11 protein-coding genes are annotated in these 15,077 nt (G+C 63.1%); 6 read left to right on the top strand and 5 right to left on the bottom strand.

Going from position 1 to position 15,077, the window contains the following annotated elements:
• From GOB93_RS10210 to GOB93_RS10200, 3 genes are all read right to left on the bottom strand, one after another.
• Positions 1-174: transposase (locus tag GOB93_RS10210; protein ID WP_173583392.1), on the bottom strand; the 174-nt coding region annotated here is incomplete at its 3' end.
• A 50-nt stretch (positions 175-224) separates the two neighbouring features.
• Complete coding sequence (locus GOB93_RS10205) at positions 225-1,883, bottom strand: MFS transporter (protein ID WP_173583391.1); 1,659 nt, start codon at positions 1,881-1,883, stop codon at positions 225-227.
• Between the two features lie 103 nt (positions 1,884-1,986).
• On the bottom strand, positions 1,987-2,418 hold the full coding sequence (locus GOB93_RS10200) for a hypothetical protein (RefSeq protein ID WP_173583390.1): 432 nt from the start codon (positions 2,416-2,418) through the stop codon (positions 1,987-1,989).
• A 211-nt stretch (positions 2,419-2,629) separates the two neighbouring features.
• On the opposite strand from GOB93_RS10200, the gene GOB93_RS10195 reads away from it, so the two are divergent.
• On the top strand, positions 2,630-2,794 hold the full coding sequence (locus GOB93_RS10195) for a hypothetical protein (protein ID WP_173583389.1): 165 nt from the start codon (positions 2,630-2,632) through the stop codon (positions 2,792-2,794).
• Positions 2,795-3,570: 776 nt separating this feature from the next.
• On the opposite strand, the gene GOB93_RS10190 is transcribed toward GOB93_RS10195, so the two are convergent.
• Positions 3,571-5,784: a lysylphosphatidylglycerol synthase domain-containing protein gene (locus GOB93_RS10190; protein WP_242010684.1), complete on the bottom strand. Its 2,214-nt coding sequence runs from the start codon at positions 5,782-5,784 to the stop codon at positions 3,571-3,573.
• 28 nt (positions 5,785-5,812) lie between these two features.
• Entirely contained in the window at positions 5,813-7,471 is a 1,659-nt protein-coding gene (locus GOB93_RS10185) for a lysine--tRNA ligase (protein WP_173583388.1), read from the bottom strand.
• Between the two features lie 316 nt (positions 7,472-7,787).
• On the opposite strand from GOB93_RS10185, the gene GOB93_RS10180 reads away from it, so the two are divergent.
• From GOB93_RS10180 to mdoH, 5 genes are all read left to right on the top strand, one after another.
• Positions 7,788-9,392, top strand: a complete 1,605-nt coding sequence (locus GOB93_RS10180; protein WP_173583387.1) for a DegQ family serine endoprotease — start codon at positions 7,788-7,790, stop codon at positions 9,390-9,392.
• Between the two features lie 69 nt (positions 9,393-9,461).
• A complete protein-coding gene (locus GOB93_RS10175; RefSeq protein WP_173583386.1) occupies positions 9,462-10,556 on the top strand; it encodes an FUSC family protein in 1,095 nt (364 codons plus the stop codon).
• A gap of 93 nt (positions 10,557-10,649) precedes the next feature.
• Positions 10,650-11,009 (top strand): winged helix-turn-helix domain-containing protein, encoded by a 360-nt coding sequence (locus tag GOB93_RS10170; protein WP_173583385.1) that lies wholly within the window; start codon positions 10,650-10,652, stop codon positions 11,007-11,009.
• A gap of 181 nt (positions 11,010-11,190) precedes the next feature.
• Entirely contained in the window at positions 11,191-12,687 is a 1,497-nt protein-coding gene (locus GOB93_RS10165; RefSeq protein WP_173583405.1) for a glucan biosynthesis protein, read from the top strand.
• Positions 12,675-14,837, top strand: coding sequence for a glucans biosynthesis glucosyltransferase MdoH (gene mdoH, locus GOB93_RS10160; protein WP_338422341.1), 2,163 nt, complete (start codon positions 12,675-12,677; stop codon positions 14,835-14,837). Before GOB93_RS10165 ends, mdoH begins: the two co-directional genes overlap by 13 nt.
• Positions 14,838-15,077 lie beyond the last annotated feature (240 nt).

Genomic DNA, 15,077 nt, shown 5'->3' with positions numbered 1-15,077 from the left:
CTTATCGCGAAAACAGGCAGCAAAGCGGCGGCTGAGCCCCAGAATGTCATCAGCCTGCTTCACCAGAATGACGCCCCCATCCGAACTCATGCGACCCCCGTCAAAACGGGCCACAACACGCCGTCCACAGGAGGCTGGAAACTCATACGCGCCTGCGCTACACTCTGTCTGCATCGGGTTCGTTTATTGCTTATGAAAAATTCTTTTGTGCAAAACAGACTTTTTCATAATCTAACCCGATGTACAACCCTTCTGTGAGATTTCCGCGTCGAAGGCATGACCGGGAAAAGAGCCAGGGTCGCCGCCACAACCAGCAGGGCCACAGTAATCGGAAGCTTAGGGCCATAGCGCCAGGCCAGCCTGGGCAGGAAAGGCGCCAGCGTGAGGACCCCGACTGCATGCATCGCGGCGTTGGCGCCGATGACCTTCTCACCGAAACCCATCCCGGTCAGATCAAGCGCCAGAAGAGGCGCGCTGAGGCCATAAGTCAGACCGAAAATCATGCCCGTCATCACGAGCGAGACAAGTGTGGGGCGTAACGACCTCGTCTGCACGCCCTCAAGAAGCTGCGTCTGTCTGGCCGCGCTGTAGCGCCGGCGCATTGTGCGAATACGGGTGAGCCACTGCTGGCGCCGGCCCGTCAGGATGAACTGAAGAGTCTGCGCGTAATCAAGGATCAGACCCGGTGTCCATGTCATGGCCTCAGCGCGTGCGCGCCACAGGGCAAGAAGCCACATCGCGGGATCGGTCAGCAGCAGCAGAACGGTCCGTAAGGGTTTCTCCTGCCCCAGAACACCTTCTGTCGCAGCGTCCAGGGACAGGGCGACGGTGGATGAGCAGTTCCGGCTGGTCAGATTGTAGACCGGCGTCTCGCGATAAAGAGCCAGAAACGCACGCAGGGCGTCGGCATTGTATCGATAAAACCGGATGTCCCGGTCGGGATTGCGCCACCCGGCGCATTCCTCTTCAAATGAAGGGCGAAAAGCGCCGGGAACATCGTTTTCCGTACCTGCGCGGAGCAGGGCTGCAAAATCTTCCGGTGAATGATCGATATCTTCCGCGGGACACAGGCTGACATAGTCTGTCGGCGGCAGTGAGAGCGCGGCATGCCCGGTTGAGATGACGCCACCTTCATCCATCGCTGCGATATAGCGGTCGATAATCGGGCGTCGTGCCGGATTGACGGCAGATCCGACAGCTGTCCAGACATAGACCGTCAGCGGCTCTTCATTGTTCCATGATTTTGGCACCACCTGCGATGGATGGAGCAGTCCGCGTCCATGCCAGTTCGGCCCCGCAAACAGGGGCAGGTCCGTCACTGAGGCTCCGGGCGGCAAACGAAGAAGCTGTATCCCGAGTTTTCCGAAACTCCAGGCCGCACCAAGCAGAGCGATCCCGAGGCAGAAAGGCACTGTGTTCCGGTACTGAACCGGCCAGGGGGACGCGATCAGTCCGGCGATCCCCAGTTCGAAAATACTGAAGGCGACAGCCTTGCGCCAGTGAACGGCGCGGATCACGATCGCGGCTGCCATCCGCAGAATGCCGTCGATGACAAGCGCCGTCCCCAGCACGATCGTTGCGACGATATTATGGTCGGCAGGAATATCGATCGCCATGAACCCAAGCGCGAAGAAACCGAGGGACTTCAGGACGGGAACAGTCGCGTTTGGAAAGCCGATTGCCGCAAGCGTCATCAGCCGCACGATCCCCTCGACAACGAAAGCGGCGCCAATGACGTCAATCGTAATGATCTCCGCCGGCCGGAAGAAGTCACCGACAAAGACGATGCCCGCAATCAGACAGAACAGCGCAATTCCAAGACATGCGCTCCATAATTTTCGCAGTGGACCCGTGCCAAGCAGAAGGATGATCAGACGAATCATCGCGCGGCTCCGGGCAGGCAGGGAGGCCTGCGCTGCCACGTCGGTGGGAAACCTTTCCCGTGTGGCCAGCAATGATTACGACTGCCTGATGCCGGCCCGATATTCATTGTCCGGAGCTCTCCGCAAGAACGCTGTCCACATTGAAGAGACCCGGCTGGTTCGGATCAGTTTCTCCGGTCCGGTAAAAGCGGGCGGTCAGCTCATCCCGCGGCTGGGCAAGCTGATAGGTTCTGCGGGACTGCTTCGATCCGTACGACGAAGACGGTCCCGGGACCTGCGTCTTCTGCTCGTTCAGGACGAGAAAATACTGGTACCCTGAACTCTTTGCCGTCCGGGCCGCTGAGCGGAACACTGCCTGCTGAACGCTGCTCATGGAATCCGTGCCGCTCCCTGAGCCCGAGACGGCCACTGTATGATCGTCAAGCATACGGGGCGTGGCCTGCACGGTGTTTAAAGCCGAACTGATGCCGGCGCACCCGGTCAGACAGGAGCAGAGCAGTCCTGTGAAACAGGCGTTTCCCCATGTCTGTTTCATAAAATTTCTCCTGTTCTGATCAGCATCCATCTGATTTTCGCAATCAGTCATTTTTATTCCGGCACGATTGAAATGTGGAAATCATCACTCAGAGTGGTCAGGGTTCGATAATGGAAAGCGGCTTCATGGCGTCGCCAGATCCACGGGCGATCAGTCCATCCGGAAGGTTTTTGCGTTGCCGGCTATAAGAGACTGTTTCAGAAACCTGCCTGTGAAATCTCCTTTAAATCGTAAAGAAATTTTTGGTGAAGCTTTTTTAAAAGCTTCAGAAGACGCCGCCTTTTTGGAAAAAAGGGGGCACCCAAAAACTTTTATTATTTTTTATCAAAGGCTTGTCGTGAGGAGCTTTTTGAGGCTGGCTGCGGCGAGCAGATGAGCGGGACTCAAAAACTATACCGTCGTCAGTCTGTTATGAGAATTTTTGGGCATCTGAAGGTTCTGAAACAGCCTCTGAGAATGGTTTTACCCTGAATGTTGTGATCCGCCATGGTCCGGTCTTCCAGTTCCGTTCAGAACGTGCCCGTTACGCTTTCCGTTTACGCTTTCCATTCCGTAAGATTATCATTCATAATATCGCAATAAATCCGTCATTTCCGACAAGAGATGTCAGAAAATGCGAACAAATCATTTGTGACGAATTGTTGAGGTCATTCCGGATTGGATCGATCTCTGTCGTGCTTTCGCGCGTGCGGTCGGGACGGTGAATTTCACGCGCTGCCGAAACGCTTAAAACAGCCCGTTCAACGATTTTCACCGCGATCCAGGAACTCGGGCGGGGCCGGCACGGTTGCTGACGTGTACGACCCGCTTCGTTCCGTTACCCGGATGGCGCGGCCTTGAGATCATTGCGTGAGAAATGCTGACCGACATGGGAGAAGCTGAAGCGTTGTTTCGGCAGGATGAGGCCGGGCCGCAAGGCGTGTTACATGTCAGTCTCACGGGCGTACCAGTCGGCTGATCATTGCTCCCCGGTCAGCATTTCCGGAACGTTGTCCGGCGGTCGATATCGAATCCGGAAAGAAGTTTATGGTGAATCTTTTTTTCAGAAAGCTTCAGAAGACGCCGCCTTTTTGAAAAAGGTGGCACCCAAAACCTTTAATCATTTTTATCGAAAGACTTATCGTTAAGTGCTCTCTGGTCCTGACTGAGTTTTCAGCTGCGGGGGTCCTGTGTGGTGCCGGCTTTTCGTCCGAACAGTTTTGAGCGGACGAGGCCGATCTGTTCCGACGGGCAGCAGAGCCAGGCGCCGGGGACATCCGCCAGGGGCCAGTTGACCAGGCCCATATCGGCGTAAATCGGCAGGAAGGTTTTGCCTGTGCGCCAGAAGACCGGCTGGTAGCCTTCCTGCATCGCCAGATCCCGCAGGCGCCAGATCACCGATGCGCAGTCTGCGTCCTCGCCGGCGGGGTCGCCCATTCCGACCACGAAGCTGCCCCGCCTGCGAAAGGGGATGGCCGCGTTTCCTGCTTCACCTGTCACCAGCCCGTCCGGCGCGGCGCCGGGGATGACGGACAGGGCGTGCGGGAGGCTGTGGTACCACTCGGCTGATTTTTCGTCCCAGGGCCGGACAACCACGCGGCCCGGGCGGGCCAGACGGGCAATCACCACCAGCGCGAGGACGACGGCGATCATCACGATCCACCGGGCGTCGTTGTCTTCCGGGACGAACAGTTCCCACCAGCCCTCCGCTCCGGCGCGGTTGGTGGCGATGACGACGGCGCATCCGATCAGCAGCAGCAGGGACAGGAGCGTGGAGAAGGAGAGCGGCTCGCTGAGGAGACGGGCGTGCCGGTAATAGCATCGCCGGAAGGGGGCGATCAGGAAGGCGGACAGGGCGAGGGCGAGCGGCACGAGGGGCGTGTTTCCGCGCAGGAATGTCGCCATTGCCGACAGTACCAGCAGGCCGAGCGTGGCGCCCCATGCCAGTGTCACACGCTGGGACAGGCCGATCGCCAGCGCGATCAGAGCCGCTCCGACCACGGTCAGCACGTAATCGCCGACGATATTCGACATGAAGGCGATGATCTTCGACCCGTCATGGGCGTGAATTGGATTCACCAGTGGCAGGATCAGCAGCAGGATGCCGCAGAAGGCGACCGTGCCGGTCGAGACGCCGACGGAAAAATCGGCCTCGCTCTCGCGCACCACCTGGCTTGGTCTGATCCGGCGGGGCTCCTCGCCGCCTTCGCGGGCCGCCTTGCGGGAGAGCAGAACCGCGTCGCCGCGCAGGAACAGTTCATGGCCCGCGAACATGCCGCCGGCGAGGAAGAGCGGCACGATGTAATAGAACAGCCGGAAGACGAGGATCGTTCCGAGAATCTGGGGGGCGGGCAGATAGGGGCCGAGGGCGAGGAGCATGGCGCCGTCGAAGACGCCGAGGCCGCCGGGGACGCTGGCCACGAGGCCGGCAGTGTAGGAGGCGATGTAGATGGCGAGGAAGGAGCCGTAATCCAGCGTTCCCGGCGGCAGCAGGACGAAGGCGATGGCGGCGGTGGCGGCGACGTCGGCGGCGGCGACGACGGTCTGCGCGATCGCCATCGGCGCTGAGGGGAGTTCGATCTGGCGGCCGCGGATGGTCAGTTCGCGCCATTTCAGCGTGGCGCCGATATAGGCCAGCACGCCGAGCCAGAGCAGCACGCCGGCGGCGCGGAGCAGGACGACGGGAACGCGGTCGCCCAGGACGGGCAGAACGCCGGGTTCGATCAGCAGGACGCTGCCGATGAGGACGGCGGCGCCGAGGAGGTAGGTGGCCGAGCAGAAGGCGATGATCTGGGCGATGGCGAAGGGCGGCAGGCCCCAGTTGCGGTAGAGGCGGAAGCGGACGGCGGCGCCGGAGACGGCGGAGAAGCCGAGATTGTGCGAGAGCACGTAGGAGCAGAAGGCCGCGAAGGCGGTGCGGAGGAAGGACAGCCGGCGGTGACCGACCTGGATGACGGCGAGGCGGTCGTAGAAGGACAGGATGAAATAGGACAGGAAGGTGCAGCCGACGCCGGCGAGCAGGGCGCGATGGGAGATACCCCGCAGGGCCGTTCTGATATCGGCCATGCTCAGCGTGTGCAGTTCCCGCCGGACGACCAGGATCGCGGCGACCATCAGGACGAGGCCGAGGAGGTGCGGGGCGTGACGCAGCCAGCGCTTCCAGCCTGCCGGAGGAACGTGGTCGGGGGGAACATGGCCCGAAGAAGTGTTGTCGGGCGAGGCATCGTTGGGGGAGGCGTGATCCGGGGCGGTCCCGCCCTGCGTTCCGGCCTGATCCGCCGCCGTGAAGAAGGACGGGCAGCTTTCCGTTTCAGTCACGGGGCCGGCTACAGGTTCCGTCACGCGTTTCGTCATGGGCGGAGTCCCGGTCTGCCTGCTGTCGGACATCCGTGCTTTTCCGGACATGGCCGGACCCTCAGGCCTCTGCGCTCCGGACCAGCGCCGCCTCGATCAGCGCGACCGTGCTCCGGACACCATAGAGTGCGATAAATCCGCCGAAACGCGGCCCTTCACTCTGTCCCAGCAGAACTTCGTAAAGGCAGGTGAACCATGCGCGCAGCGGCTCGAATTTGTGGCGTTTGCCGATCTCGAAAACCAGGTTCTGGAGCACCTCGGCGGTGGTGTCCTCGCCTTCGTACATTTTCAGCGAGTCCGCCAGATCCGCCAGTGCCCGGAGTTCCTGTTCGTCCGGCAGGCGGTAATTCTTCGCCGGGCGTACGAAGTCGGCGTAGAACACGATGGCGCGGTCGACGAGGGTGGCGAGCATCGGGTGGGTTTCGGGCGAGACGGCGGCGTCGTAACGGCGGAGGAAGCCCCAGAGGACGTCCGGGGTTTCGGCGTTGGCGACGCTGGCGAGGTTCAGGAGCATACTGAACGAGACCGGGCTGCCGGCGTGATCGGGGATGTGGCCGGCGTGGATGAACCAGGCGGGATTCGCACACAGGCTCAGAAGATCCGCTTCTGCTTCGGCGGCGGGGACGTCGGCGCAGCGTGCCTGGAGGGCGGCGGCCTTGTCCACGTGGGCGAGATATTCGTCGGTGGCCTTCGGGATCACGTCGAAGAACAGGCGCTTGGCCCGTTCGGGGTGATTGAACATGAACTGGCCGAGGCTTTCGGGCGGGGCGTAGCGCAGCCATTCCTCGACGGAGAGGCCGTTGCCTTTCGACTTGGAGATTTTCTGGCCGTTTTCGTCGAGGAACAGCTCGTAGGTCAGGCCGGCCGGGGGCGGGGCGCCGAGGATACGGCAGATTTTTCCGGACAGGCGGACGCTGTCGATGAGGTCCTTGCCGGACATTTCGTAATCGACGCCGAGGGCGTACCAGCGCATGGCCCAGTCGGCTTTCCACTGCATTTTCGCGGCGCCGCCGGTGACGGGGGTTTCGAAGCGCTCGCCGTTTTCATCGGTCCAGCAGACGGTGCCGGCGACGGGATCGACCTTATCCATGCGGACCTGCATGACCTGGCCGGTTTTCGGGTGCAGGGGCAGGACGGGGGAGTAGGTTTCGCGGCGTTCGGCGCCGAGGGTGGGGCGGATGACGGCGACGATTTCGTCATGCACTTCGAGCACGCGGCGCAGGGCGGCGTCGAACCGGCCGGAAGTGTAGTATTCGGTGGAGGAGGCGAAATCGTAGTCGAAGCCGAAGCCGTCGAGGAACGAGCGCAGGCGGGCGTTGTTGTGCGCCGCGAAGGAGTCGGAGGTTCCGAAGGGGTCGGGGACCTTTGTCAGCGGCATGCCGATGAACTGCGTGAGCATCTCGCGGTTCGGGACGTTGTCCGGCACTTTGCGCAGGGCGTCCATATCGTCGGAGAAGGCCAGCAGACGGGTCGGGCGGCCGGTCATGGCGGTATAGGCCTGGCGGACCCAGCTTGTGCGCGCGACCTCGCCGAACGTGCCGATATGCGGCAGTCCGGACGGGCCGTATCCTGTTTCCAGCAGCGCGGGGCGCTCATCGTCGCCTTTGGTGGCGACGTGTTCGGCGAGTTTTCGCGCTTCGGCGAAAGGCCAGGCCTTTGGCGCGACACCGGAGGAGAGCAGGGGGCGGCGATCCGCGGGAGATGTACTGTGCTCGGACATGGAGCGGGAAGCTAGAAACTGACCGACCTCCGGTCAATGCAAATCGTATCCGGGCCAGATCGTATGCCGGATCGTATACAGATCGTATCAGGGCTGTATCAGGGTTGTATCCGGGCGAGGCCGCAGCCCGGCCAGACTATATCCCGGACTGTATCCGTGTATCGGGGGAAATGCGGCTGCCGGACTGTTCCGGGCTGTGCGGCCGCGATTCACCGGTTTCGGGATTCACGGGTTTAACGTTACGGTTTAATGTTGCGTCCCGGATTTAATGTTACGGCCCTGACCGGGTCCGCCCAGATAAAGAGCATTGCCCTTCATGCGCCTCCCAGGCCTGCCCGTCCCCCGTCCTTTTCCCGTCCTTTCACTCAGCGCCGCCGGCGTTCTGTGGGCCGCGACTCTCTGGGCCGCGACGGCGCTCGCCCCGGTCGCGCGGGCGGAGCAGGGCGCGCCGCCCGCTGCCACTCCGGGGGCCGCTGCCACCACGGGACCCGCTGTCACCATGGGCACGCATGGCGTCCCGGACAGTTTCGCCGATCTCGCCGACCGGCTGCTGCCCGCTGTGGTCAACATCTCGACCACGCAGACGCTGAAAGGCGGCGATTCAGACGATGAGGACGGTCCGGAGGAGCAGGGGCCGCAGATTCCGGATTTCCCGCGGGGTTCGCCGTTCGAGAAGTTTTTTCATGACTTCATGAACCGCCAGAACGCGCCGAATTCGCCGCCGCGCAGGATGCAGGCGCTGGGCTCCGGCTTCATCATCTCCGCCGACGGCTATATCGCCACCAACAACCATGTCATCCGGCACGCGGACAAGATCACGGTCACGCTTCAGGACAACACGGTTCTGCCGGCGAAACTCATCGGCCATGACGAGCGCACCGATCTGGCCGTGCTGAAAGTCACCAGTCCGACGCCGCTGCCCTTTGTTTCTTTTGGCGACAGCGATACGGCGCGCGTTGGCAACTGGGTGCTGGCTATCGGCAATCCGTTCGGGCTGTCGGGGACGGTGACGGCCGGGATTGTGTCCTCGCGCAGCCGGAATATCGATCAGGGTCCGTATGACGATTTCATTCAGACGGATGCGGCGATCAACAAGGGCAATTCCGGCGGGCCGCTTTTTGACCTGAATGGCGCGGTTATCGGGGTGAACACGGCCATTTACTCGCCTTCGGGCGGGTCTGTCGGCATCGGGTTCTCCATTCCGTCCAATGAGGCGAAGGGGATCATCGACCAGCTTCGCAAAACCGGAAAGGTGTCCCGTGGCTGGATCGGCGTGCGGATTCAGGACGTGACGCAGGACATCGCCGATGGCCTCGGTCTCAGACCGGCGAAGGGGGCGCTCGTGGCGGGAGTGGAACCCAAAGGGCCTGCCGCGAAGGCGCAGCTTACCACGGGCGACGTGATTCAGCAGCTGAACGGCAAGGTGATCGAGGGGCGCGCGCTGCCGCGCCTGATCGCCGATCTTCCGGTTGGTTCTCAGGCCCGTCTGACCGTGTGGCGGAAGGGGAAAGACATCGACGTGCCTGTAACGATCGGAGCTCTTCCTCCGTCGAAGACCGATCCGGACGAGAAGCCCGCCAGGCAGGAGGCTCCGAAATCGGACAAGGCTGTCGATCTGGGGCTGCTTGGGTTCAGGGCCGCGTCCATCACGGAGGAGACGCGCAAAAAATTCCATCTTTCCGATGACCAGAAGGGTGTCGTGGTCACGGATGTCACCGATGGCGGCCCGGCCGCCGATCGGGGCATGAAGCCCGGAGATGTGGTGACCGAGGTGCAGCAGACGGCTGTGAACAGCCCGGCCGAGCTCAGAAAGGGCGTTGAGACCGCGCAGAAGGAAAAGCGTCATTCCGTTCTGCTGCTTGTGCATGACATGGACGGTCTGCGGTGGGTTCCGTTTCCTCTTGACGGCGGCGCGCGATGAGGACAGGCCGGGTTTGATGACCCCTGTGGGCTGTCTGATCGCAGCTGCTGTATGATCATGGGCTTCTGAATGGTCATTACGCCGCCAGGAAGATCGACGGGCGCTATTGTCCGGCAGGCGCTCCGCGTGCTGATCGCCATCGGCGCGTCGGAAGGGCTCAGCCTGCTGCTGCGTCTGCAGGACCCGGCCTGGGCGCTCATCACGGCGGCTGTCGTCACCCAGACCACCATTGGCGAAACCGTCTCGAACGGGCGGAACCAGCTTTTCGGCGCGCTGATCGGCGGGGCGGCGAGCATGGCGGCGATTACCCTTCAGCAGATGGGTCTGCCGCAGGAAGCGGCGCTGTGGTCCGCTCTTATTCCGCTTGCAGCGCTCGCGGCCTGGAAGCCGCAGACGCGACTCGGCCTGGTCACGGTGCTGATCGCCATGCTGTTTCCTTCCGACAATTCTCCTTTTTTCGTGCCGATCCAGCGCGTTATCTGCGTGCTTGCGGGTGTGATCGTCTCGATGGTCGTCTCGTTCGCCGTTCTGCATGAACAGACCCGGCGTGACGCGTTCCGGCTTGCCGCCGCCATGATCCGCGGCATTGGCGAGATCCTGGACGGCGCGGCGCATCATGACATCGGCTGGCATGACATTCAGGCTCTGGACGACACCAGCGCGACGTGCCTGCGTCTTATTGCAGCCAATGTCGGGGAGGCCCGCCGCGAGCGATGGACGAGCCTTGAGAAACGCGATCCGATGCTGGCGGCTCTGCCTCAGGCGCTGCAGCAGCTTCAGACCGATGCGATGGTTTTTGCCCGGACGGCGCTCGCCAGCCCGGTGCATGACGCCCGGGACGCCCAGATTCTGGTGCGCGGGCTCGTCTCCGCCCTGGATCATATCGCCGGGCTGTGTGACGAACAGGCGCATGGCCGCCCGTTATCGGAGGACCATGCGCGGGAGGCGATCGCGGTGATTCCGAGGGGGGAAGTCACGGACGCGCCTGAGTGGCGTTTCATCCTGCGCATCCTGCGCTCGGATATGACGACCTTTATCGGCTTCCTCACCAGTGCGCCGGCCAGCGGGGAGACCGGTGGGAATAGCGGCGGGGACAGCGGTGAGAAGACCGGTGGACGGGCCGGTGGACGGGCCGGTCAGGCCGCCCCGTCGGGGAAGAGCTGAAACGATGGGCCGGATGCGCGATTTCCTCTCGACAGCCGGGGCGCGGCCGCATAGCACGGCCCCGGCACGGAAGACGACGGAGACGGAACCCTGATGGCGCCAGCATTACGCCTGACCCTGCGGATCGATGTGGACGGGCATCCGACCCTTGGGCACGGCAAAATCAGGCTTCTGGAGCATGTGGCGTCCACCGGCTCGATTTCGGCCGCGGGCCGGGCCATGGGCATGTCGTACCGGCGGGCGTGGCTGCTGATCGACGCGCTGAACAATCAGTTCGCAAAGCCGCTGGTCGAGACGAAGCCTGGCGGAGGCGGGGGCGCGAGGCTGTCCGAAACCGGGCAGGCCGTTGTTGACTGTTATCGCGCGGCGGAAAAAGAGGCGACGGCGGGCGCGGAGGCCTCGCTGACGGCGCTTGCCGGTCTGGTGAAAGGTCCGTCTGTGCGGGCGTCCTGAGCCGGGTGGCCCGGGCCGGATGCGCAGGTCAGGTGCCCTGGGTCGGATGCCCTGAAAAAGCCGCAGCTTCGCAACAGAGTAACAATCAGTAAAAATACTACTGGACAGATTCGGGAGAACAGGAAGCGTGTCATCTTCAGTTTTGCGTCGCGATCTTCTGCGGACGGCGGGGGGCGCCGCCATGGCGACTCTCGCCGCCGATCTGTTCAGCGGCTCAGCGAGAGCCGCCGACGCGCCTGCCGCCGGTCCTGTTCCGTTCGATAACGGCACCGTCGCCCAGATTGCCCGCAGACTGGCGTCGAAACCTTACAGCGCCCCGGATCAGTCTCTGCCGAAAGCGATCGACAATCTGAACTTCGACCAGTTCCGCTCGATCGAATACCGTCCAGATCAGGCTCTGTGGCACGGCCAGAACCTTGCTTTCGATGTCGAATTCTTTCCGCGTGGCTTTCTCTATCGGCCGCGCATCGAAATCTTCGAGGTGGTGGACGGCAAATCCGCGCCGGTTCCCTACAATCCGGATCTGTTCACCTATGGCGATTCCATGCTGCGCGTCACCGATAATCTCGGTTTCGCCGGTCTGCGCCTGCGGTATCCGATCAATACGCCGGGCGTCATGGAGGAATGCGCCGTCTTCCTTGGCGCTTCCTATTTCCGCGCTGTCGCGAAGAACCAGAATTACGGGCTGTCCGCGCGCGGCTTCGCCGATGGCACCGGTGACCCGAAGGGCGAGGAATTCGCTCTGTTCCGTTCCTTCTGGCTGGAGAAGCCCCAGCCTGGCGTGGACTCTGTGGTCATCCATGCCCTGCTCGACAGCCCGTCCGTCGCGGGGGCGTTTCGTTTCACTATCCGTCCGGGCGAGACGACCGTTTTCGATGTGCAGTCCACGTTCTTCCCGCGTGTGAAGATCGAGGAATCCGGCATCGCGCCGCTGACGGGCATGTTCTATTTCGATTCCAATGACCGCAATCACATCGATGACTGGCGTCCGGCCGCGCATGACAGTGAGGCTCTGCAGATCTGGACCGGCTCCGATCAGGAGCTTTACCGGCCGCTGCGCAATCCGCTCGATCTGCAGCTGTCCGCCTTTACCGACGTTTCGCCGCGCGGCTTCGGGCTGATGCAGCGCCGTCGTTCGTTCCACGATTTCGAGGATCTGGCGCTCAATTACGAGAAGCGGCCGTCGCTGTGGATCGAGCCGATCGGCGACTGGGGCGCGGGCGCGGTCGATCTGGTCGAGATTCCGACCCCGAACGAGGTCAATGACAACATCGTCTCCTTCTGGCGTCCGAAGGCGGCGCTGGAGGCCGGGCATGAATACAGCTTCACCTATCGGATGTACTGGGGCTGGGACACGCCGTTCCCGACGAAGCTGGCCCGGATCGGCGCGACGCGCGTCGGCGCCGTGACCGACCATAAGGAAGACCGCTTCTTCGCGATCGACTTCTCCGGCGGGCCGGTGGCCAATACCGGGCCGGGCGCGCAGTTCCATCTGATCCCGCAGGCTTCGGCCGGCACGATCCGCAATGTCGTGGTCGAGCCCAATCCGAACATCAACGGGTGGCGCACGACGTTCGAGTTCGCGCCCGGCGATGCGAAACTGGCGGAACTCAGCGCCGTCCTCGCCAATGACCAGGGTCCCGTTTCAGAACGGTGGGTATATCGGTGGACACCATAACAGCAGTCTCCGGCACGGGATCGGCCACGCCGCTCACGGAGTTCCCGGCTCTCCCGCCGGGCGCGCCGCTGGCGATGGAGGCACAGGATCTCCGTGCCGCGCCCGATCTGCACGGGCGCGACAGGGTTTCCGAGACCGAGCCGAAGCTGATCGCGCTCCGGCGGCTCGCCGTCATCGGGTCCGCCCTGGCCCTCACGGGCTGGGGCGCGTATCAGATGCATCTCGTGCTGGACGCCAGCGGCGCCTCCGTGCTCGGCGTCATCATGCAGGTGCTGTTCGTCGCCCTGTTTCTGTGGATCGCGCTGGCTTTCACCTCCTCGATTGCCGGCTTCTTCTCGCTGCTGACGCGGGGCGGGCTCGGTCTTGGCATCCATCCGGACGGTCCGCTGCCGGCGCTGCGCACCCGCACCGCATTGCTGATGCCGACCTATAACGAAGACCCGCACCGGGTGATGGCGGGTCTGCGCGCCATCCATGCCAGTCTGCGGGAAACCGGCCGCGCTGAGGCGTTCGACATCTTCATCCTTTCGGACACCACGAACCCGGATGTCTGGGTGGCGGAGGAAGCCGCTTTCCTCGACCTGCGCCGCGAGACGGGCGACAGCACGCATATCTTCTACCGGCGCCGCGCGAAGAACATTGAACGCAAGGCGGGCAATGTCGGGGAGTGGGTTCGCCGCTTCGGCGGGGCCTATCCGCTGATGGTCACGCTGGACGCGGATTCCGTGATGGACGGACGGACGCTGGTGCGCATTGCCGCCGCGATGGAGCGCAATCCGGAGGTCGGGCTGATTCAGACGCTGCCGGTGATTGCGGGCGGGACGACGCTGTTCGCGCGGATGCAGCAGTTCGCCGGGCGGGTCTATGGTCCGCTGATCGCACACGGGATTGCCTGGTGGCATGGCGCGGCGAGCAATTACTGGGGTCACAACGCCGTTATCCGCACGGCCGCCTTCGCCGAACAGGCCGGGTTGCCGCATCTGCCGGGGCGCAAGCCGTTTGGCGGCCATATTCTCAGCCATGATTTCGTTGAGGCAGCTCTGATGCGGCGGGGGGGCTGGGCCATTCATATGGTCCCTGCCCTGCTGGGCTCCTATGAGGAAAGCCCGCCTTCGCTGACCGATGTCGCCATTCGTGACCGCCGGTGGTGTCAGGGTAATCTTCAGCATTACAAGGTGGTGCCGACGAAGGGGCTGCACTGGCTGAGCCGGCTGCACATGCTGATGGGCATCGGCTCCTATGTGACCTCGCCGCTGTGGCTGGTGTTTCTGCTGGTCGGCATTCTGATTTCGCTGCAGGCCCGCTTCGTGCGGCCAGAATATTTCGGCGATACGAAGACGCTCTATCCGCACTGGCCGCAGGTCGATCCGGTTCAGGCGAAGTTCATGTTCATCGCCACGATGGGCATTCTGCTTGCGCCCAAGCTGTTCGCCTATATTGCGCTGCTGTTCGACAGGGCGACGCTCCGGGGCTGTGGCGGGGCGCTGCGCACGGCGGCGTCCATTCTGGTGGAGACCCTGATTGGCGGGCTGATCGCGCCCATTGCCATGCTGATTCAGACCAGTGGTGTCATCTCCATCCTCAGTGGCCAGGATTCCGGCTGGAATGCCCAGCGTCGCGATGACGGACGCATTCCGCTGGGCGTGATTGCGCGGGGCTACTGGCGTTTCACCGTGTTCGGTCTCATCCTTGGCGGCTGCGCCTGGACCGTGTCTCTCGCTCTGTTTCTCTGGATGACGCCGGTTCTGCTGGGTCTTGTTCTCGCCATTCCGCTGGCGGCGCTGACGGCGAGCCGCGATGCCGGTCTGGCCCTGCGCCGGGCCGGACTTCTGCTCGTGCCGGAAGAGACGACGCCGCCTGACGTTCTTGTGAAAGCGGCGCATGCCCTGGCGCAGCCGGAGCCTGCCCGCCCGCATGACGCGCTCGCGGCTCTGCGGGCGGACGGAACTCTGCTCGCCAGTCACAGGGCCATGCTTCCGCCCCCGCGCCGTGCCGGTGATCCCATCGATGCGGACTGTCTCGTCGGGCTGCTCAAGCTTCAGGAAGCGCGGTCGCTGGCGGATGCCGAGACCCGGCTCACTCCGAAGGAGAAAGCCGCGGCGCTTACGGATGCCCGGAGCCTCGACCGGCTGATCGCTCTTCCCGGCTGACCCGCGCGGGTCTTTTGCGACGCCGGCTTTTTCTGGCATGCCGCCTTTCCGGGCGGCGCTTCCTGTTCCTGATCCGGTGTTCTCCGCGCGGCCTGTTACCGGAACCCCTGCCTGTGCCTGCCGTTCAGAACGCACACGCAGAGAGCAGGCCGCGAAACCGAAAATCCGATAACGCCGCGGCATCTCTCACGATCACGCCTGATGGCTGGCCCGATGACAGGCCTGATAACTGGGGAGATA

It is taken from the genome of Acetobacter musti, assembly GCF_011516835.1.
GTDB lineage: Bacteria > Pseudomonadota > Alphaproteobacteria > Acetobacterales > Acetobacteraceae > Acetobacter > Acetobacter musti.
Note: the sequence above shows the minus strand (reverse complement) of the source record. Positions and strands in the feature narration are given on the sequence as shown.

Coding starts and splice junctions, on each gene's coding strand:
- GOB93_RS10205 (WP_173583391.1), bottom strand. CDS start 1,883: ATGATTCGTCTGATCATCCTTCTGCTTGGCACGGGTCCACTGCGAAAA.
- GOB93_RS10200 (WP_173583390.1), bottom strand. CDS start 2,418: ATGAAACAGACATGGGGAAACGCCTGTTTCACAGGACTGCTCTGCTCC.
- GOB93_RS10190 (WP_242010684.1), bottom strand. CDS start 5,784: ATGTCCGACAGCAGGCAGACCGGGACTCCGCCCATGACGAAACGCGTG.
- GOB93_RS10185 (WP_173583388.1), bottom strand. CDS start 7,471: ATGTCCGAGCACAGTACATCTCCCGCGGATCGCCGCCCCCTGCTCTCC.
- GOB93_RS10180 (WP_173583387.1), top strand. CDS start 7,788: ATGCGCCTCCCAGGCCTGCCCGTCCCCCGTCCTTTTCCCGTCCTTTCA.
- GOB93_RS10175 (WP_173583386.1), top strand. CDS start 9,462: ATGGTCATTACGCCGCCAGGAAGATCGACGGGCGCTATTGTCCGGCAG.
- GOB93_RS10170 (WP_173583385.1), top strand. CDS start 10,650: ATGGCGCCAGCATTACGCCTGACCCTGCGGATCGATGTGGACGGGCAT.
- GOB93_RS10165 (WP_173583405.1), top strand. CDS start 11,191: ATGGCGACTCTCGCCGCCGATCTGTTCAGCGGCTCAGCGAGAGCCGCC.